This is a genomic window from Arthrobacter sp. StoSoilB5 (assembly GCF_019977235.1).
In the GTDB taxonomy this organism is placed as follows: domain Bacteria; phylum Actinomycetota; class Actinomycetes; order Actinomycetales; family Micrococcaceae; genus Arthrobacter.
Genome location: NZ_AP024646.1, coordinates 993,562 through 1,011,973 on the forward strand (window position 1 = coordinate 993,562; position 18,412 = coordinate 1,011,973).

At 63.2% G+C, this 18,412-nt stretch carries 17 protein-coding genes and 2 riboswitches; of the genes, 11 read left to right on the plus strand and 6 right to left on the minus strand.

The genetic code is table 11. From position 1 onward, the window contains the following. Nucleotides 1-4: 4 nt before the first annotated feature. Nucleotides 5-919, plus strand: coding sequence for a LysR family transcriptional regulator ArgP (locus LDN75_RS04700; RefSeq protein ID WP_223936007.1), 915 nt, complete (start codon nucleotides 5-7; stop codon nucleotides 917-919). A gap of 189 nt (nucleotides 920-1,108) precedes the next feature. Next, a complete protein-coding gene (locus LDN75_RS04705) occupies nucleotides 1,109-1,333 on the plus strand; it encodes a hypothetical protein (RefSeq protein ID WP_223936008.1) in 225 nt (74 codons plus the stop codon). A gap of 10 nt (nucleotides 1,334-1,343) precedes the next feature. On the opposite strand, the gene LDN75_RS04710 is transcribed toward LDN75_RS04705, so the two are convergent. The 5 genes from LDN75_RS04710 to LDN75_RS04730 all read right to left on the minus strand — a co-directional run bounded on the left by LDN75_RS04710 (nucleotide 1,344) and on the right by LDN75_RS04730 (nucleotide 8,683). Continuing rightward, complete coding sequence (locus tag LDN75_RS04710) at nucleotides 1,344-3,476, minus strand: multicopper oxidase family protein (protein ID WP_223936009.1); 2,133 nt, start codon at nucleotides 3,474-3,476, stop codon at nucleotides 1,344-1,346. 12 nt (nucleotides 3,477-3,488) lie between these two features. Further along, nucleotides 3,489-3,962: a hypothetical protein gene (locus LDN75_RS04715; protein WP_223936010.1), complete on the minus strand. Its 474-nt coding sequence runs from the start codon at nucleotides 3,960-3,962 to the stop codon at nucleotides 3,489-3,491. Nucleotides 3,963-4,148: 186 nt separating this feature from the next. Then, complete coding sequence (locus LDN75_RS04720) at nucleotides 4,149-5,807, minus strand: DNA repair helicase XPB (RefSeq protein ID WP_223936011.1); 1,659 nt, start codon at nucleotides 5,805-5,807, stop codon at nucleotides 4,149-4,151. A gap of 100 nt (nucleotides 5,808-5,907) precedes the next feature. After that, complete coding sequence (locus LDN75_RS04725; protein WP_223936012.1) at nucleotides 5,908-8,379, minus strand: helicase-associated domain-containing protein; 2,472 nt, start codon at nucleotides 8,377-8,379, stop codon at nucleotides 5,908-5,910. A gap of 88 nt (nucleotides 8,380-8,467) precedes the next feature. After that, nucleotides 8,468-8,683, minus strand: coding sequence for a hypothetical protein (locus tag LDN75_RS04730; RefSeq protein WP_223936013.1), 216 nt, complete (start codon nucleotides 8,681-8,683; stop codon nucleotides 8,468-8,470). A gap of 245 nt (nucleotides 8,684-8,928) precedes the next feature. Between LDN75_RS04730 and LDN75_RS04735 the strand changes: the two genes are divergently transcribed. Then, nucleotides 8,929-9,312 (plus strand): cold shock domain-containing protein, encoded by a 384-nt coding sequence (locus tag LDN75_RS04735; protein ID WP_216926040.1) that lies wholly within the window; start codon nucleotides 8,929-8,931, stop codon nucleotides 9,310-9,312. Between the two features lie 8 nt (nucleotides 9,313-9,320). Further along, nucleotides 9,321-9,950: a DUF3027 domain-containing protein gene (locus LDN75_RS04740; protein ID WP_223936014.1), complete on the plus strand. Its 630-nt coding sequence runs from the start codon at nucleotides 9,321-9,323 to the stop codon at nucleotides 9,948-9,950. A 99-nt stretch (nucleotides 9,951-10,049) separates the two neighbouring features. On the opposite strand, the gene serC is transcribed toward LDN75_RS04740, so the two are convergent. Then, entirely contained in the window at nucleotides 10,050-11,180 is a 1,131-nt protein-coding gene (gene serC / locus LDN75_RS04745) for a phosphoserine transaminase (RefSeq protein ID WP_223936015.1), read from the minus strand. A gap of 303 nt (nucleotides 11,181-11,483) precedes the next feature. Between serC and LDN75_RS04750 the strand changes: the two genes are divergently transcribed. The 7 genes from LDN75_RS04750 (at nucleotide 11,484) to LDN75_RS04780 (ending at nucleotide 18,357) form a co-directional block, all read left to right on the plus strand. Further along, nucleotides 11,484-12,179, plus strand: a complete 696-nt coding sequence (locus tag LDN75_RS04750) for a metal-dependent transcriptional regulator (protein WP_223936016.1) — start codon at nucleotides 11,484-11,486, stop codon at nucleotides 12,177-12,179. A gap of 174 nt (nucleotides 12,180-12,353) precedes the next feature. After that, a riboswitch (cyclic di-AMP (ydaO/yuaA leader) is annotated at nucleotides 12,354-12,595 on the plus strand. Between the two features lie 4 nt (nucleotides 12,596-12,599). Continuing rightward, the gene (locus LDN75_RS04755) at nucleotides 12,600-13,430 is read left to right on the plus strand and encodes a M23 family metallopeptidase (RefSeq protein WP_223936017.1); all 831 of its coding nucleotides are present in this window, start codon (nucleotides 12,600-12,602) and stop codon (nucleotides 13,428-13,430) included. Nucleotides 13,431-13,568: 138 nt separating this feature from the next. Then, nucleotides 13,569-13,739, plus strand: a riboswitch (cyclic di-AMP (ydaO/yuaA leader). Nucleotides 13,740-13,743: 4 nt separating this feature from the next. Then, nucleotides 13,744-14,475, plus strand: coding sequence for a C40 family peptidase (locus LDN75_RS04760; protein WP_263422344.1), 732 nt, complete (start codon nucleotides 13,744-13,746; stop codon nucleotides 14,473-14,475). Nucleotides 14,476-14,574: 99 nt separating this feature from the next. After that, nucleotides 14,575-15,327, plus strand: a complete 753-nt coding sequence (locus LDN75_RS04765) for an NlpC/P60 family protein (RefSeq protein ID WP_223936019.1) — start codon at nucleotides 14,575-14,577, stop codon at nucleotides 15,325-15,327. Between the two features lie 247 nt (nucleotides 15,328-15,574). After that, entirely contained in the window at nucleotides 15,575-16,075 is a 501-nt protein-coding gene (locus LDN75_RS04770) for an HNH endonuclease (protein WP_223936020.1), read from the plus strand. A gap of 42 nt (nucleotides 16,076-16,117) precedes the next feature. Then, the gene (locus LDN75_RS04775) at nucleotides 16,118-17,017 is read left to right on the plus strand and encodes an NTP transferase domain-containing protein (protein ID WP_223936021.1); all 900 of its coding nucleotides are present in this window, start codon (nucleotides 16,118-16,120) and stop codon (nucleotides 17,015-17,017) included. Then, a complete protein-coding gene (locus LDN75_RS04780) occupies nucleotides 17,014-18,357 on the plus strand; it encodes a molybdopterin molybdotransferase MoeA (protein ID WP_223936022.1) in 1,344 nt (447 codons plus the stop codon). The genes LDN75_RS04775 and LDN75_RS04780 overlap by 4 nt, the downstream gene beginning before the upstream one ends. The last annotated feature ends 55 nt before the right edge of the window (nucleotides 18,358-18,412 follow it).

Genomic DNA, 18,412 nt, shown 5'->3' on the forward strand with positions numbered 1-18,412 from the left:
CCTTATGTCGCAATTTCCGTCAGAGCAACTCCTGACCTTCGCCACCGTGCTTTCGGAAGGCACGTTGGACGCCGCAGCCCGCATGCTGCACATCACGCCGTCGGCCGTGTCCCAGCGATTGAAGGCCCTGGAGCAATCTGCGGGCCGGGTCCTGCTGCAGCGCAGCAACCCCGTCCAGGCCACCGAGGCCGGCGAAGTGGTCCTCCGGCTTGCCCGCCAGCTAGCCCAACTGGAAGCCGACGCTGGAAGGGAGCTGGGGCTCAGTGCCGAGGGAGCACAGTTGGCGGTGCCAATTGTGGTGAACGCCGACTCGCTGGCGGTGTGGTTCCTGCAGGCACTTGCCCGAGTGCCCAGCGATCTCAACGTCACGTTCGATCTCCACCGCGACGACGAACAACACTCCACGTCCATGCTGCGTTCGGGGACTGTCATGGCTGCAGTGGCAGCCACGCCGGAGCCGGTGCAAGGCTGCCGCGTGGAGAGCCTCGGAGTGATGCGCTACCGGGCCGTGGCAGCGCCTGCGTTTGTGGACCGTTGGTTCGCAGACGGGGTGGACGGTTCCACGCTAAACGCGGCCCCAACAGTGGATTTTGACCGAAAGGACACCTACCAGTGGGCCTTCGTGGAATCGTGGCCGGCTGGGCCGGATGGTTCAAAAGCCCAGGAAAAGGGGCCGCGGCACTACGTTCCAGCCTCACAGGATTTCGGCGATGCCATTCGCCTGGGCCTCGGCTGGGGATTGATTCCGGAAGTTCAATGCGGGCCGGAGATTGCCGAAGGGCACTTGATTGAACTTGCCCCCGAGCGTCCTTTCGATGTTCCGCTCTACTGGCAGCGCTGGAAGACGGCGTCAAAAGTGCTCGACGTCCTTAGCGCCACAGTCCGGGAAGTCTCCGCCGAGTATCTTCGGACACCTTGAACGCCCTGTGGAACCCATTTCGGTTGCATTCACGTGGATCGGACATCAAGGAAAGTGGAAGCCGGTGCGAATCCTTGCGAAGCCACTGGGCCGGGGCAAAGATCCGAAGGCCAAGATCCGAAGGCTAAAGATCCGAACACGCCTACGGATGCGCCTAAAAATGTCAGTGCCCCATTCCACACTGGAAACATGGCAAAAGAATCAGCCCCCATCAGCATTCATCACCAGGAACAAACCGCGGACGTCGAGTTCCACGTGACGTACCTGGACACGGACTCGGGTCACATCCGGCGCGAGGAATTTCCGGACCTGGCCTCAGCCGAGCGCTTTGCCAGTGCCCAACTCCATGACTCCGATTGCTGGGCAGTGGTGGATGAGGTTGCTGTCCAGCACGCCACCCGGATGGTGGCCTAAGCCCACGGTCCTATTCAGGCCGGTTGTGGGAATGGCCTCCGTGTACGAAGTCAGATGACACTCCTTCGTACTTCAACAGCATCATCATTCCCTCTGCAGCGTGTTCCAGGTTGTGGCAGTGATCCATCCATATGCCCGGGTTGTCCGCCTTCAACAGGACCTCCCATACATCGCCCGGGAGCACGTCCACGGTGTCCAGGACCAGCGGCGATCCTCTCGGAGCTACCCCGTTCCTGCTGAGAACTTGAACGTGGTGTCCATGGGGATGCATGGGATGCGGCTCTGCGGTGCGGTTTACTATCGTCATTTTCAACGTCTCCCCTTTGGCCACCTCAATGGATGGCACCAGGGGATAGGCAGCGCCGTTCACGGTAAAGGCGTAGCGGGGAACTCCGTCAACAAAGCGGAATTGCCGGTCCAGTACCAGCACTTCCTCCCGGGCATTTTCTGCGGCTGCCGGTATTCCGGCCACGGGTTCGCCGTAGTCCAACAGGTCCAGGACGGGCGTCGTGGCGAAGACGCCCGGCTGGGCCTTCTCCGGAACGGCGGCCGCTTTCGCTGCGACGTCCACGGCATTTGCTGCAGGATCGGCATTTTCGGCAGCACGGCTGGACGGGGCAAACACGACGACGGCGCTGGCCGCGGAGTCAGAGCGGAGCGTCACCACGGATTCGGGCATCGTGAACGCGATGTCCATCCTGGCTCCTGCTCCAAGTCGCAACAGCTTCCCGGTCACCTCCTGGGGCTGGTTCACGTCCGTTCCATCCACTGCCGCAACCTTGAACGCTGTTCCGTCCAGAAGGTAGCGCTGCGGCAGGGAATCAGTGTTGATGAGGCGTACCCGAACGCTTGAGCCCGGGATGGCCCCATGCGCACTGCTACGGTCTGAGGAGCCCAGCAACCCCAGACCGCCGAGGTCGTGCCCCGCCACCACAATGTCCGTATCAGCGCGGGGCTGTGTGGGGTGGTGTACGACGAATGTGCCGTAGAGGCCCTTGCGGACACCTTCGGCTGAGTCCTGGTGCGTGTGGTACCAGTACGTGCCTGCTTGGGCGGCAATGAACCGGTAGGTCATGGACTGCCCCGGCATGACGGCGTCCTGTGTTGCCCCAGCCACACCGTCCATGGCGTTGGGGACGTCGTAGCCGTGCCAATGCAGGGTGACGCCAGCCATAACGTCCCGGTTCTTAAGCTCAACTTCCATGGCCTCGCCCAGTTGAGCCTCAATCGCGGGCCCGGGTAGGCTGCCAAATGTCCATGCCTCGGTGGACTCCCCGGACGGCAGGGTTACGTGTTCCGTGCGGGCGGTGAGTTCATAATGCCGGACCACGGCATTGTCAGGAATGTCGCCCACCAGGCTGGTTACCGGGGTTGGGTCCACCACGGTTGCAGCGGTGGCACCATTGTGATGGCCGACGGCGGCCGCAATCACCGCGCCATCGGCGGACCGGCTACCCAGCCAGGCAAAGACTCCCGAGCCCAAAGCGGTGCAGGCCATGAGTCCGGCAACTGCGGCAGCCGCCGTCGTGCGCCTGCGAACCGCGCCGCCGCGGCCGGGAGCGACGCTGCCGCGGGAAGCAGCGGGCGGACGCCCGAACACAGGGAACAGCGCCAGCCTGGCAATCATCACAGTCCCGGCCACCAGGAACAAGAGAACAGCCAGGGTCCACGGGGCAGGGAACGGTCCGAGAACGAAGGCGATGGCAAGTGATGCAACAGCCGCGGCCGCGGCTGAAACCGTGGCGAGTACGGCCCATTCATGACTCCGGGCGGCGGGGGCCCGGTCAGCACCCCGGGGTAGATCCGATCCAAGTGTTGAGCCGGTGTTCCGCCTCCTCAGCAAGTACGGAACACCGGCCATCGCGGCCCAAGCCGCGGGGATGGCGGTCAAAGGCAGGCTGATGGTTGTGCGTTCGCTGGCAAACCACCAACTGCCCGCCACCAAAGCGGGGAGCAAGGCATAGCGTGCTGCCGTCATCACAACGGCCATGCCCAGGACAAGTAGCGCCAAGTCCATGCCGCGTGGCTTGGCTGGCCTCCTGTCAGCTGTTGAAGAAATGACCATCCAGGCCGCGGCAATCCAAGCACCGGCCGCGAGAATGGCCAGCACCAGGTCCAAGGCCAGTAGCTGTGAGATATTCACAGCCGCCGCTGGTCAAGCTGCGGTGGACGAGGCGGAAGCATCCGATGCTGCTGCCTTGGGTGGAAGGGGCTGGGGATTGAGAGCAAGTGCGCGGGCACGTTTGAACAACCAGTAGGACATGAAGATGATCAGCAGGCCCGTGATGGGGTGAATGGAAGCCACCCACGAGCCGGAGGGCGTGATGAAGTCCTCCGATGAGCCAGTGAGCATGCCGCCGATGATAAAGATGAACAGCTGCACCCATGTCATAAGGAAGATTCCGGCGGCGAGCCAGATGGTCCGGGATCCGGCCTTGGCAATAGCCGCAACGATCACAGCCAGCAACGCCGAATAACGCAGCACATATTGGCCGTTCATTACGTGATAAACGCCCGCTTCGTGCTGGGCTTCAATAGTGTTTTGAAAATGGAAGTAGCCGGCGAAAAAGAGCTGGGCAAGTCCTGATAGCAGGATAATCGCCGACAGGACCAGGAGGGTTTTACGCATAAGGAGTCCTCTGGTAAGAAATCACAGATTCTTCAAGGCCTTCGAATCGTCGGCACCCTGGCTGCGGGCTTCCCCCAATACCGACGACTGGCCGCCAGGCTGCCTGGACCAAGGGCAACCCTAAAGGGCGGAGAGCTTCACTTGGAATCCTAAAATTGCTGGAGATAAATAGCAATGCCCTGACGATTATTCGTCTGCGGGAGCGTCTTTACCCACGTCCTTGGCGTCCATGATCCGGTAGGCATAGCCCTGTTCAGCCAGGAACCGCTGGCGCTTGGCCGCGAAGTCCTGGTCCAAGGTGTCGCGGGCCACAAGGGAGTAGAAACGGGCTGAACGGCCGTCTTGCTTGGGCCTAAGCAGGCGGCCCAGGCGTTGCGCCTCCTCCTGCCGGGATCCGAAGGAACCCGAAACCTGGATGGCGACTGAAGCCTCGGGAAGGTCGATGGAGAAGTTGGCCACTTTGGACACCACGAGGGTCTGGATCTCGCCCTTACGGAAGGCATCAAAGAGTTTCTGCCGGGCTTTCACTGTGGTTTCCCCTTTGATCAGGGGAGCATCCAGCCGCTCTGCGATCTCGTCCAGTTGGTCAATGTACTGGCCGATGACCAGTAGTTGCTCACCCTTGTGCGCCGCCACGAGCTGCTCTACCAGTTGGGTTTTCGTCTCGGAGGTTGCACACAGCCGGTATTTGTCAGCGTCATCAGCCATGGCATAAGCCACGCGCTCGTCGCGGGGTAGATCCACGCGGACCTCCACGCAGTCCGCGGGTGCGATGTAGCCTTGCGCTTCTATGTCCTTCCATGGAGCGTCGTAACGTTTGGGTCCGATCAAGCTGAAGACTTCGCCTTCCCGGCCATCCTCCCGCACCAGCGTGGCCGTCAGGCCGAGCCTCCGCCGGGCCTGGAGGTCCGCAGTCATGCGGAAGATCGGGGCGGGCAGCAAGTGCACCTCGTCATAGATGATCAGGCCCCAGTCGTGGCCGTCCACCAGTTCAAGGTGCGGGTAAAGTCCTCCGCGTTTGGTGGTGAGCACCTGGTAGGTGGCGATGGTGACGGGCCGGACTTCCTTGACCGCACCGGAATATTCGCCGATCTCATCTTCAGTCAGGGACGTCCGCTTGAGCAGTTCGTCCTTCCACTGGCGTGCCGAAACCGTGTTGGTCACCAGGATCAGTGTTGTAGTGGAGGATGTGGCCATGGCGGCCGCGCCCACCAGGGTCTTTCCCGCACCACACGGAAGAACGACGACGCCGCTGCCGCCGGCCCAGAAGTTCTCCGTGGCCAGCTTCTGGTAGGGGCGCAGCTGCCAGCCTGTTTCGTCGAGCATGATCAGGTGGGGCTGCCCGTTGACGTACCCGGCAAGGTCCTCAGCCGGCCACCCCAACTTGAGGAGCAGCTGCTTGAGCTGGCCTCGCTGCGAGGAATGAACCACCACAGTCTCACCATCGATCCTGGGCCCAAGCAGTGGGGCGATCTTCTTGGCGCGGATGACTTCCTCGAGCACGGGGTAGTCGTCGGTACGCATCACCAAACCGTGCTGTGGATCCTTTTCGAGGCGAAGCCTGCCGTAGCGGGACATGGTCTCTTCGATATCGATCAATAATGCATGGGGCACCGGGAAACGGGAGTACTTCAGCAGCGTATCCAACACCTGCTCGGCGTCGAGACCTGCGGCACGGGCGTTCCAGAGCCCAAGAGGCGTCAGCCGGTAGCTGTGCATGTGCTCCGGCGCCCGCTCAAGTTCAGCAAATGCCGCAATGGCATGCCTGGCCTCGGTAGCGAGCTCGTGGTCGACTTCCAAGAGAATGGTTTTGTCGCTTTGTACGATCAGGGGACCGTCGGTCACTCTCGAATCCTCACTTGCGCAGTTTCCAAACGCGTCGTTTCCAAGCGCGATGTTTCCAGGCGCGCCGTGCCTACTGGTGCAGTTCTCATGTGTGCCGGTTTCACGTCTGCCGGTCTACGGCAGGTTCCACATCGATGATCCGATGGATGGACAGCACGCGTTCCGTTTCCTTACCGGGGTCGAAGACCCTGACGCGGCCACCGGAGACGGAGACGGGCACCACGGTTTCGGTGTTCGCATTCCCCAGGCTGTCCACCACGTTCATGGTGACCGCCTGTTTGAGCCGGATGGCCTTCTGCAGCGTTTCCAGGCCAAGCTGCGTGGATGCTTCGCCCGCCGCATCAGCCGGGACGCCACGATGCTGCCGCAGGACTGAAAGTTGAGCCTCGACGTCGTCGTCCGGTGGTGCCGTTCGCGGCGCCGTATAGACCGGACGCGCGCTGCCGGGCACTGCCGTTGTGCGTTTGAAGCGAACGACGGCGGGCTCCGCGTCCTGCACGGCAGGCGAAAGTCCCAGCTCGCGCAGTACACGCGCCGTCTCGCGGGGGCTGGCAGAGGACGTCAGTACTGTGGGGGCGATCCGCACCAAGCTCAGTGCTGACGTCCGGGCCTCCTGCAACAAATCAGCGATGGCGGATTCGTCGTCGCTCTGGATGAAGCTGGCACTGGAACCGATGCGCAAACGCCCATGCCGGGACGCCGTGTCCTGCACAAGGTAAGCGAGCGGTTGCGGCACATCCGTGGCTGAGTGCTCACGGAGGAAGGCCAAGAGCGATTCCGCATCCTGGCCGGCGTCGAGCGCCCTGCGGATGGTCTCCGTGGAAAAACGGTAGATCGACGCCGGGCCCTGGCCCTCGGCGTCGGCCATGAGCAGCAGCGTTGCGCTGAGTTCGGGAGCGAGATAACCGGGCGCTACGGCAGTGAGGTCCGCTTGAAGGAGGATGTGGTTGACTGCCGCCGGCAGGTGCTCACCGAGGAGGGTCAGGGCCTCCTCCGGATGGCCGAGCGCGACAGCCGAACCCAGTTGCGTGAAGGCCCCGGACCCCATCAAGCCAAGCAGCGTGGCTTCCTCGAGGATCCCCCGGACCAGCGAACTGAACCGGCGGGACATGCGCGGCTGCGTCCATTCCGCACGTTGCAGCACGGCACGCGCGTCCAGGACCGGCGCCTTGCCATCGGGAGCGGCCGCCTCCACCGTCAATTCATTCAGGATTTCCAGGATCCTGCGACGGACCACTGGGGCGTCCGGCCTTTGAGCCTCCGCTGACAATGCATTAATGGTGCTGCCCGCCGAACCCTGATGGGATGGCGAGCCAGGGGTCGATCCCGGGAGTGGCTGCCCCACCATCGACGGTGCGCGCTCGCTGGCCAACCATGCGTTCACCAGCCACAGCCACTGTTCCTGCCGTGGCAAAGAGAGCCATTCCAGGGAGGGCGGTTGGATCCACGTGGAACTGTCCACGTCCAGCCGTACCAGGCCGGCCAGCGCGCAGAACTCCAACAGGATGGCAGTTTCGTGGACGCCGCACCGGATGGACTCGGCAAGGCGCCGCAGCTCACGCACGCCCACGCCGCCGCTCCGAAGGGTTGCCAGTGGCTGCTCGCGCACTGCAAACAGTATGTCGCCGGTTAGCCGCAGGGTCTCGGCGATGGCGCCCATCGCCGCGTTGCGCCTCAGGGCAGCACTTGTGTGGCCGAGTTCCGGAACCGGAGGGCTCAGGGTGAAGTCGTCCACGATCGCGCCACCGCGCAGGGCGATCCCAACGCTGTGCGGCAATTCGACGTGGCCGGCATCCAAGGGGACCAGCAGGCCGCGCGCCAGGAGCCAGTCGATAGGCCCGACGTCGGCGCTTTCGTGGGTCACGGAGGCCCGCCGTTGAGCTTGGGGCACAGCGCCCATGGCCCAACTGCCGAACTTGTCCAGCAGGCCGACAGTCCTTGTGGGTGCCGTCGCCAGGATGGCGCGTACATTCTCTGGACTTGAGGTCCAGCGCTGCAGGGACAAGGCAGCATCCATGGGCGTGCTTGCGGGGTGGATATCCAGGCCGTATTGGTGGAGCTCGGCTACGAGCTGAACCACGCGTTGGGCGAAAGCCGGCTGCAGCCTGACCAACTCGGTGTAGCTTCGGCCCAGGCCAGCCGGATAGATGCCGATCACGTCCTTCAGGCTTCCTACTGGAAGGTAGAACCGTTGCCTGGAATTGGATTGTGAATTTGACGCTGCAGGGGGATCGGCCCGGTGGACCAGGGCCAACTCCTGAAGTTTGGCGAGGATCGGTTCCAGCGCTGACAGGGTGGAACCCGCAATGACTTTCTTGAGGCCGGCGGCGGAAACACTGTGGCCAGTATCGGCGTTGGTACACAAATGGAGTGTTTCCAACACCTGCATTTCAGGTTTCGTCAGGCGCTCCAACGCCCGTTGCACGCTGACACGTGCGCTGGCCCGGGCCGCCAGTGCGGCGAAGTCCGGCGCCATGGGGGAAATCAGGTCAGGCCGCGCGGCAAACAAGGCCCGCAGCGAATTGTCGCTGCGCGCTTCCAGTTCCTTGCTGAGCGCGCGAATAAGGGACATCAATCCAACGTTACCGCCACCGGGCCGCTGATGTGTGGGCAGGGCAAAGCCGCCCCGGTTGATTCGCTTGTGACGGGCGCTTGATTCACTACTGCCGGCGCCGTTGACGAACGGCATCCAGCACCAGGACCACAGCGAGCATAAAGGCAACCGGCAGCCCATAAAGCGCCGTGGATGTGATCCACACGGGTGCCACTCCACCATTGAAGGCGATAGCCATAACTGCGCCGACGGCGGCCAAGGAAACGACGGCGATCACGGCGGCAACAATCATGAGGGGGCGGCGGTAACCCGGGGAAGTCATGCGCCTAACGCTAGCAGCCGGGCAACATGACGTAGGCCCATGGGCTATTGGCTCGCTTATGTCTCAGGAACGGTGCAGCAACGGCGCAGCAAAGGCGCCGCAAAGCGGGAATAGGTGGTCCGGCAGGATAACCTTGAACTAACAGACCAACACGGACCGTGCTGTCTCCCTCGATCCCGCAGATCCCTGTGGATGCGGTGGCGGCGCGACGTGTCTCCAAAGCAAGAACGAAGAAGGTTGATTACGTGCCCACCGGCAAGGTCAAGTGGTATGACAAGGAAAAAGGCTTCGGATTCCTCGCGGCTGAAGACGGCCAGGAAGTATTCCTGCCCAAGACGTCGCTGCCCGCAGGCGTAACCGAGCTCAAAGCCGGTACCCGCGTGGAGTTTGGCGTGGCCGATGGCCGTCGCGGTGCCCAGGCATTGGGCCTGCGGGTCCTGGACAAGACGCCCTCCATCGCCAAGGCCAAGCGCATGAACGCCAAGGACCTGGCGCCTTTGGTACAGGACCTCGTGACCGTGCTGGATAACTTGTCCGGTACTTTGTCGTCCGGTAAGTACCCGGAAGGCAACAAGGCCAAGGCCATCGGCATGGCGCTGCGCAAGGTTGCCGACGAGCTGGAAGCCTAGGAACCGCCATGACATCGGAATCCGCACAGGATACAAAGTCCGGAAGGGACGCGCAGGCCAGCCCTGGGGCCGTCACTGCCGCCGACATTCCTGTCATCGGGGATACCCCTGCGCGGAAGCCGGTCCCAGCGAAGCCGCGGGCCGGCATCCCCGTGTGGCGCACCGGCAAGCCGGATGCGTTCCTGGCCGCCGCCGTCGACGTGGCAAGGGAAGCGGTGGAGACCATCGCGAACCCCGGCGAGGTTGGTGCCCACATCGGCGCAAAGTCCGAGGGCGATCGCGTAGTCACGCACCTTTTCGAGTCGAAGCTTGCAGGGTACGGCGGGTGGCAGTGGTACGCCGTGATCACCCGCAATTCCCGGTCAAAGATCGTAACGGTCAGCGAGCTCGGCCTCCTGCCCTCAGAGGACTCCATCCTGGCCCCGGAATGGGTGCCATGGGCAAAGCGTGTCCGCCCGGAGGACGAGACACCCTTGGTGGAGGAGACGGTAGAGGAGGTGTCGGAGGAAGCCGTTCAGGCTGAAGAAGACGACGCCGCCGAAGCATCGGATGCCGCTGAATCCGATGAAGACGATGACGCAGTTGAAGCCGACGTTGCTGCCGATGACTCTCCCGAATCTGCTAACCCAGGCGAGTAACGGCCAGTCGATTAACGGCAGCGGCGCCGTCCGGGAATAACCCAGACGACGCCGGCACCTGCCCTTGCGCGGAAAACCGCGGCAGTTACGTCGTACGTTCTACTTCTTCAGTTCGCTCACGACGTAGTCGATGCTGGCGAGCAGGGCTGAGACGTCGTCAGGTTCGATTGCCACGAAGGTGGCGATGCGGAGCTGGTTACGTCCGAGCTTGCGGTAGGGCTCAGTGTCCACCACGCCGTTGGCGCGCAGGATCTTGGCAATCGCCGCTGCGTCAATGGAGTCATCGAAGTCGATGGTGGCGATGACGTTGGAGCGCTCCTCAGCCTTGGCGACGAACGGTGTGGCGTACTCGGAGGCCTCGGCCCAGGAGTAGATGCGGCTGGCCGAGTCCGCCGTGCGCTTGCTGGCGAAGTCCATTCCACCGTTGCTGTTGAGCCACTGCACTTGCGCATCCAACGTCAGCAGCGTGGACAGCGAAGGCGTGTTGTACGTCTGGTTCAGCTTGGAGTTCTCGATTGCGGTCTGCAGGTCCAGGAAGTCCGGGATCCAGCGATCGCTTGCCTTGATGCGCGCGGCGCGCTCCAGGGCTGCGGGGGAGAACAGGCCCAGCCACAGGCCGCCATCAGAGGCGAAGTTCTTCTGCGGGGCGAAGTAGTAGACATCCGATTCGGCGACGTCCACGTCCAGCCCGCCAGCGGCTGAGGTGGCGTCCACCAGGACGAGCGAACCGGCGTCGGCGCCTTCTACACGCTTGACCGGGGCGGCAACACCCGTGGAAGTCTCGTTCTGGGGCCACGCGTAGACGTCAACGCCGGCCTCGGCCTGGGGGGACGGCCGCGTGCCGGGCTCGGACTTGATGATGGAGGATGCATCGAGGAAGGGGGCCTTGTTGGTGGCCGCCGCAAACTTGGAACCGAACTCGCCGAAGGAAAGGTGCTGGGCCTTTTTCTCAACCAGGCCGAAAGTCGCTACGTCCCAGAAAGCGGTGGAGCCGCCGACGCCGAGGACAACCTCGTAGCCCTCAGGTGCGCGGAAGAACTGGCTGAGTCCTTCGCGGACCGAGCCCACCAGGTTCTTGACGGGCGCCTGACGGTGGGATGTGCCAAGAATGGTGGTCGATGCGGCGGACAAGGCCTGGACCTGTTCCGGGCGGACCTTGGAGGGTCCTGCGCCGAAGCGTCCGTCCTTGGGCAGCAGGTCGGCGGGAATAGTGATGCTGTTGTCGCTCACGTGTGGCTCCAATGGGTATCGGTTAGAGAGGGGAGGTGGCAGGTGGCATCGGCTGCCCCTTCGACTCCATCATTCTGCCTGACCGGGCCCGCGCTCAGGAATCTGCGGTTGTCATAGTCCGCCACGTGGAATGCCTGAACGACTACGGGCATTCGTGCCCGCGGAAACATTATCCAGAGTAATTCCAAATAAGCTAGGCTAGGGTTGGCGTTCCTGAGGTGTCGATTGCACACCGTCCACCTTGGCTGGGACGCGGTACGGTGGAGATTACGCAACAAATGCGTTCGAGGAGAGCTGAGCTGGATGACGGATCTGATCGATACCACTGAGATGTATCTTCGGACCATTTTGGAGCTTGAAGAAGAGAACATCGTGGCTCTTCGCGCACGTATTGCCGAGCGTTTGCGCCATTCGGGACCCACAGTTTCCCAGACCATCGGACGCATGGAGCGCGACGGCCTGGTGATTGTGTCCAACGACCGTCACCTGGAGCTGACCGAGGTCGGACGCAAGCGGGCCACTGAAGTCATGCGAAAGCACCGCCTTGCCGAGAGGCTTCTGGCGGACGTCATTGGTCTCGACTGGGCGTATGTCCATGACGAGGCATGTCGCTGGGAGCACGTCATGAGCGAACGTGTGGAGCGGCGGTTGTATGAGTTGTTGGAACATCCCACCGAGTCGCCGTATGGCAACCCCATCCCGGGTCTGGAGGCACTTGGCGGCCTCGCCGGCCAGCCCCTTGCACGCCTGGACGTCAACCTGCTGCACGCGATGGACGGGTACGCCGCCGATTCACGCGTAGTCGTCAGCCGACTCGCTGAGCCCATCCAGGTTGAGCCGGAACTCCTCACCCAGCTTGATGAAGGCGGGATTCGTCCCGGCGCCACCGTCTCCTTGGAGAGGGTGGGGGAGTACATCTCTGTTCGCGTTCCCGGCATTGAAGGAGCGCTTGAGCTGCCTCCCGAGGTAGCCGCGCACGTCTTCGTCGCCGTTAGCTGACTTTCCGGCGTGTCAGATCTCACGTTGGGGTCTTTGGCGCGCGTGTGACCTGCGGGTTTCCGCGATTGATGGTATGGAGCCACGCCACAACACGGTGTTTCGAAAGATAACGAATTTATTACTGCGGACTTTAATCGCCTATAGTTATCTACTAGCGCCGATACCAAAGCGTTACCTGATCTGGAGCCGAGCTCTGCCAGCGGATCAGGTGTGTCATCAACTACTGGCAGAGGCGGGGGAACCACAAGCGGCTGCCTAAAGAAGCAGCCTTGGGGTGAAGTCCGCAGCAGAAGTGCCTACTAACGCAAGTCCTCCTTGGGATACCTGTGTGCCGTTTGCGCTTCGTGCGGACCGGGTCTTTGAACTCTCTGACCCGAATCCGACAGCTAACTTCGCAGGCTTTCTAGAGAGGAACAGAGTTTGACATCGCAGAACGTCAGGGGTCGCCGCCGCGCGTCCGGCCCCGCTGCTGAGCTGCGGCCAGCCCGCGCCGCAATGGAGATCCGGCCACGCGACACCCCGCGTCAGGTGCGCCGCCGCAAGAGCCCATTGCGCCAGGTAGCCGACTTCGCCGCAGCCAGTGGTGTCGGGCAGAAAGCCGGAGTTGCGCTTGCCGCCACCGGACTTGCCCTGACTGTAGGTCTGCCGGCCACAAGCCCCGTCATGGCCACATCCGAGTCCGGTCAGACTGAGGCGGCCCTGACCGTGCCCGGTGGCAGCCAGCCCGAGGTTTCTGCGGCAGCGTCTGCCAAAATCGATTTCAGCCGCGCAGCGGTCGCCACCGCAGCCGATCCTGACGGCAAGCTCAAGCAGCTGCTGAGCGCGCAGTCTGCGGGCAGCATCCAGCGCGCCTCCTCACTTGGCACCTTGGGCAGTCCACTGGACAAGTTGGTCACGGCGTCGCCCTTTGGCTATCGCGTCAGCCCGCTCACCGGCGGCACGGGTGACTTCCACCGTGGCCAGGACTTCGTGGCCCAGTGCGGTACCGCTGTTCACGCCGCAGCCGCAGGCAAGGTCACGTTCGCGGGCTGGCATGAGTATGGCGGAGGCAACCGCGTAGTGGTTGATCACGGCAACGGCCTCGAGACCACGTACAACCACCTGTCGTCCTTCAACGTCAAGGTGGGCCAGACCGTCAACCGTGGCGATACCGTCGCGCTCAGCGGCACCACGGGCGCATCCACCGGCTGCCACCTCCATTTTGAGGTCCAGGTAAATGGCGAGGTCGTAGATCCCATGGGTTGGCTCTGAGCTAGTTGATGGTGCTCTCTCGCATTGATGACACGCCCCGTGACCTGAATGTGACATTCACGAATATCTGTTGTACCGTCTAAAGCGCATCGGCTTTTTAGGGGGCCGATGCACTTGGGTGGATTGCCTAGCTCTGCCACCACTCAAGGTCCGTTCGCAAAAATCGTCTGGCAGGGGCGGGGGAACCAATTTTGGTCTTCGAATCAGAAGGCCTTGGGGTTAAGTCGCAAAAGCTTCCCGGAAGCCGCGCGGCCGGATGACTCCCATCCGAATCCGACAGCTCACCTCGCAGGCATTGGGAGAGGCTACCTTCGTGTCATCACGCACTACCCCTGCGCGCCATCGCGCCGAATTGGTTCGTACGAACCCGTTGAACAACCTTTCCAAGGCTGTCTCAACCAATGCAGGCACCGTAGGCCGCCAAGCCGCCGTTCTGGCCGCAGCCTCTGGACTCGTTCTCAGCGTCGGACTCCCGGCCCAGGCCGCAGATACCGACGTTTCCAAGTCGGAAAGCTCCAGCACCCAGCAGTTGGTAGCCACCGCAGTTGTCACCGCCGAGCCCACCGCAACCGTTTCCTTCGAGAGCCCGGTAGTGGCCACCAAGGAAGCCCCCAAGGTTCAGCGGGCCTCCCAGCGCACGCAGACTAGCGATAGCCAGGCGAACGGCGCACTCTCTGCCCTGTCCTCCACGGCCAAGGATTCCGCTTCCAGCGCGGCAGCCTCCGGACTCGCAGCCATTGCCTACACCGGCATCGGCCACCCCTACGTTTGGGGCGGCACTTCCCCCAATGGTTGGGACTGCTCCGGATTCACCCAGTGGGTTTACGCCCAGGCCGGCATCAGCATCCCCCGCGTCAATGCCTGGACGGTCATGACGCCCACCAGCACGCCAGCTCCCGGCGACCTCGTCATGCAGAACGGCGGAGCCCATGTTGGCATCTACGTCGGCAACGGCATGATGATCAGCGCGCTGAACCCCAGCCAGGGCACCCTGCTGCACTCCGTGGCCTCCACCGGCACATCCTCGTTCTTCACCCTCCGCTAGGAAAATCCCATTCGGGGTAAGCCAGCATGCCCCCCATGTGCTGGCCGCCCATAACCCGCGTGCGACCCCAGCGTGCGCGGATACGAAAAGAGAGTAATCATGACCAGTGCAAACAAGGTTGCACGGCATCGAGCTGAGGCCCCCAAGACCAGCTCACTTGCCGTCATCGCAAAGGCTGTCAGCGACAACGCCGGTGGCGTTGGCCGTCAGGCAGCAGTGATCGCAGCTGCATCGGGCCTTGTCCTGACCAGCGGCGTGGCTGCAAATGCTGCGGACACCAATGTCCAGCGCGAATCTACATCCGCGTCCGCCCTTGACGTGCAGACGGTTGCCCAGGCCACCATTGCTGCCGACTCGAGCGTTGCCATCTCCTACGAGCGCCCCGTGGTCACCACGGTGGAAGCACCCGCTCCTGTGGTCGAGAAGGCCCCGGCCAAGGAATCTGCGCCGGCTGCTGGCGGCAACGCCACTCTGGCAGTCAACACTGCCCCCGCAGCCAAGGCGCCCGCGGCCTCCAGTGGTCTCGGTGCAGCTATTGCCGCAGCGGCCTACGCACAGCTTGGCGTCACGCAGGACTGCACCATGCTGGTGACCAACTCGCTGGCCGCCGTCGGCATTCACTTCCACGACTGGCCGGCCGGCTACCTCTCCCTCGGCCGCACGGTCAGTGCAGCTGAAGCCCAGCCCGGCGACCTCGCCTACTACGCCAACGGTGGCTACGGCGGAATGGCGCATATCGCTGTTTACGTCGGCAACGGCATGGCAGTCCACGGTGGATGGAACGGATCCACTACGGCACTGTTCAGCGTGAACGTTGGCTCCGGCCCCGTTTTCATCCGCGTCAACGGCTGATCAAACACTCCACGGAACACCCCGCAAGGCTTAGGCCAGCGGGGTGTTCTGCTTTAACCACCGTCGGTTAGCCTCAAAAAGGTGTCCCGTGCATGAACTTTTGCCAACACCACGGCCGAAACGGCAGAAAAATTCGTTGATACGGCATATAAGTGCTTACCCTTGTGTTGTCGATCCACAGCCCGTACAAGCAGAGGGCAGCCGGCCCTCGTGCCCCTGACGGGTGCGGCCGTGAAGAGGTACGTGCATGCGCACACTCGTTCTGAATGCTGGATATGAACCGCTGGCGGTAGTAACCTTCCGCCGGGCGCTGGTCCTTGTGCTGACTGGAAAAGCTAGCGTAGTGGCCGAAGGCGACGAGCCTGTCGTCGGGCCACAGGAGATTCTCGGAAGACCTTCCGTGATCCTTCTCAATCGCTACATCCGTCCCCGGTACAACAGGATCACCGCGGTGAGCCGACGCGGCGTCCTTCGCCGCGACAGCCATCGCTGCGCCTATTGCGGGAAAACAGCGCACACCATAGACCACGTCCACCCCAAATCCAGGGGCGGCGCGGATTCCTGGGAAAACCTGGTTGCGGCGTGCTTGAAATGCAACAACGCCAAGAGTGACCACACGCTCGCCGAGATGGGTTGGAAACTGCGTTTCACGCCCGGTGTGCCCACAGGAACCATGTGGCAGATCAAAGAACTCGAAAAACCTGCGCCGGACTGGGACCCGTTCCTCTTGCCGGAATCCGCCGCCTGATCGATTTCTGTTGTCCTCCCGCCGTCCGGGTACTCTGGGCGGATGGAGTTCAACGCCGTGATCCTGGCGGGTGGCAGGGCCACCCGCCTCGGTGGCGTGCCCAAGCCCGGATTAACGTTCGACGGCGCCAGCCTCCTTTCGCATGCCCTGCAGGCGGCGCAGGGTGCTTCCGCCGTGGTGGTGGTTGGTCCAGACACTCCCGGTATCGGCGTCCTGCCTGAGGGAGTTCTTACCGCCCGGGAGGAACCGGCCTTCGCAGGCCCTGCCGCCGCGATGGCTGCCGGCCTGGCGGCCATCCACCAGGCAGGAGGGCAAGCGCCGTGGACACTCGTCCTGGCATGCGACATGCCGCACGCTTCCCGGGGCATCGTGCCCCTCTGGGAAGCATTGCGGCAGCATCCGGAGGTGGAAGGCGCCATGGCAGTCTCAGCCGATGGCCGGCAACAGCCTCTCCTGGGGGTGTACAGCACCCGGGCTTTGGAAAGGGAAATTGCCGTAGCTTCGGAAGCTTCGGGGTTAACGAACTCTCCAGTGTTCCGGCTGCTTGCTAGGCTGAACCTGCTGGCCGTTAGCGTCCCCGAAGGGTCCACGGATGATGTGGACACGTGGGAGGACGCAGCGGCCCTGGGCATATACAACGAGCAGGAGGCGGACGTGAAGAGCCAGGAAGAGACGCTCGAGGAATGGTGCCGCACACTGTTGCAGGCCTTTGAGCTCGAGGGCGTTGAAGTGGACATCAATGAAGTCCTTGCGGTGGCGGGTGTTGCCGCCCACTCCGTGGTGCGGCCTGCAGCGCCCCTGACGACGTTCATTGCCGGTTATGCGGCTGGAATGGCCAGGGGGATCGGACAGGCCGCGGACGACACCGCCATGAGCGCTGCCCTTGATCTGGCCCGCCAGGTTGCCAAGCAATACCTGGAGCCCGGGACAGAGGCAGAATGACCGAGGCCCCCGGACAGGGCCACCACGCGGCACATACATGGCATGAGGCCCGGCAGCGCGCTTTCGACGTCGCTGCTCTTATCCCGGCAAGTCCGGTACCACTGAAGGCGGCCTTGGGACGGACGCTTGCCTCGGACGCACTCGCCATACAGGACATGCCACACTATGCGTCCTCCGCCATGGACGGCTGGGCCGTCAATGGAACCGGTCCATGGATTCTCATCGAGCCAGGCCACAGGCTTGCTCCCCATCAGGCGAGCCCCATCGTCACTGGCGGACTCATTCCACCAGGTGCCAAAGCGGTTCTGCGCACTGAGAGCGGCGTCATCACTACGGACGACGACGACCTTCCGGTCCTTGCGCTCGGCGGGGCAGCCAAGCCCGGGGAGCCACGCAACGGCCAGCACATCCGCAAGGCTGCAGAAGAAGCAGCTGAAGGGGATGTGCTGCTTAAAGCCGGGACCATCCTGAATCCTGCGCACATTGCCTTGGCTGCCCTGGCCGGCCTTGATGAGCTGGAAGTGCTGGGCAAGCCCTTGGTGCGGTTCCTTTTGACGGGGTCGGAGGTGGTGACCCAGGGGGTTCCCGAGCCGGGCAAGGTCCGTGACACCTTTGGGCCTCAGCTCGGAGCCGTCGTCGAGCTCCTGGGTGGCATCGCAGGGGAGCAACTCAAGGTGGGAGACAACTACGACGACTGGCTGGCCGCCTTGCAGGACACCGAGCCTGAACCCACAGAACCATTCGCCGCAGCAGAGCCGCCGGCCGACGTCGTTATTACTACGGGCGGGACCGGACGCTCGGGGACGGACCATTTCAGGAGGGCCGTGGCTGAACTGGGCGGCAGGCTGGTGATCGACGGCATTGCCATGCGCCCAGGGCACCCGGCGGTGTTGGCAGAACTTCCGGACGGACGGTTTGTCCTGGGCCTGCCCGGGAATCCGCTGGCAGCCATGATGGCGCTGTTCACCGTCGGCGGCCCGCTGCTGGCCGCGCTCGGGCACGGGAAGCTGGAAGAAGTTGGCGAGGTTCCCAGCGGTGCAATGATCGACGCCGATCCTGGACGTACGCGCCTGATGCCCTTCAAGCTGGTCTATGGATTGGCATCGCCCGCGCAGCACACGGGGCCCGGGATGATGCGTGGGCTGGCAGGAGCAGATGGCGTCATGGTGGTGCCACCACACGGCGTCCAGATGGGCGAGTTGGTCCCGGCGTTTCCTTTGCCGTGGGGTAAACCATTGCCCACGCCCAAAGGGGCTGAGGGAAAACCACGAAAGGCGCCGGCGCGGCAACAAAAGAAGGCCCCTTCGGGTCCCGTTGACTGGAGTGCGCTGGAGGCCTGAGGCTCCCCGGCTGGACGCAGGTGGTAACTGGGTGCCCCGGCTTGCAATGATGGAC

Excerpts from the sequence above, each read along its gene's own strand:
- LDN75_RS04700 (WP_223936007.1), top strand. The coding sequence starts at position 5 with ATGTCGCAATTTCCGTCAGAGCAACTCCTGACCTTCGCCACCGTGCTT.
- LDN75_RS04705 (WP_223936008.1), top strand. The coding sequence starts at position 1,109 with ATGGCAAAAGAATCAGCCCCCATCAGCATTCATCACCAGGAACAAACC.
- LDN75_RS04715 (WP_223936010.1), bottom strand. The coding sequence starts at position 3,962 with ATGCGTAAAACCCTCCTGGTCCTGTCGGCGATTATCCTGCTATCAGGA.
- LDN75_RS04725 (WP_223936012.1), bottom strand. The coding sequence starts at position 8,379 with ATGTCCCTTATTCGCGCGCTCAGCAAGGAACTGGAAGCGCGCAGCGAC.
- LDN75_RS04730 (WP_223936013.1), bottom strand. The coding sequence starts at position 8,683 with ATGACTTCCCCGGGTTACCGCCGCCCCCTCATGATTGTTGCCGCCGTG.
- LDN75_RS04740 (WP_223936014.1), top strand. The coding sequence starts at position 9,321 with ATGACATCGGAATCCGCACAGGATACAAAGTCCGGAAGGGACGCGCAG.
- LDN75_RS04750 (WP_223936016.1), top strand. The coding sequence starts at position 11,484 with ATGACGGATCTGATCGATACCACTGAGATGTATCTTCGGACCATTTTG.
- LDN75_RS04765 (WP_223936019.1), top strand. The coding sequence starts at position 14,575 with ATGACCAGTGCAAACAAGGTTGCACGGCATCGAGCTGAGGCCCCCAAG.
- LDN75_RS04770 (WP_223936020.1), top strand. The coding sequence starts at position 15,575 with ATGCGCACACTCGTTCTGAATGCTGGATATGAACCGCTGGCGGTAGTA.
- LDN75_RS04775 (WP_223936021.1), top strand. The coding sequence starts at position 16,118 with ATGGAGTTCAACGCCGTGATCCTGGCGGGTGGCAGGGCCACCCGCCTC.
- LDN75_RS04780 (WP_223936022.1), top strand. The coding sequence starts at position 17,014 with ATGACCGAGGCCCCCGGACAGGGCCACCACGCGGCACATACATGGCAT.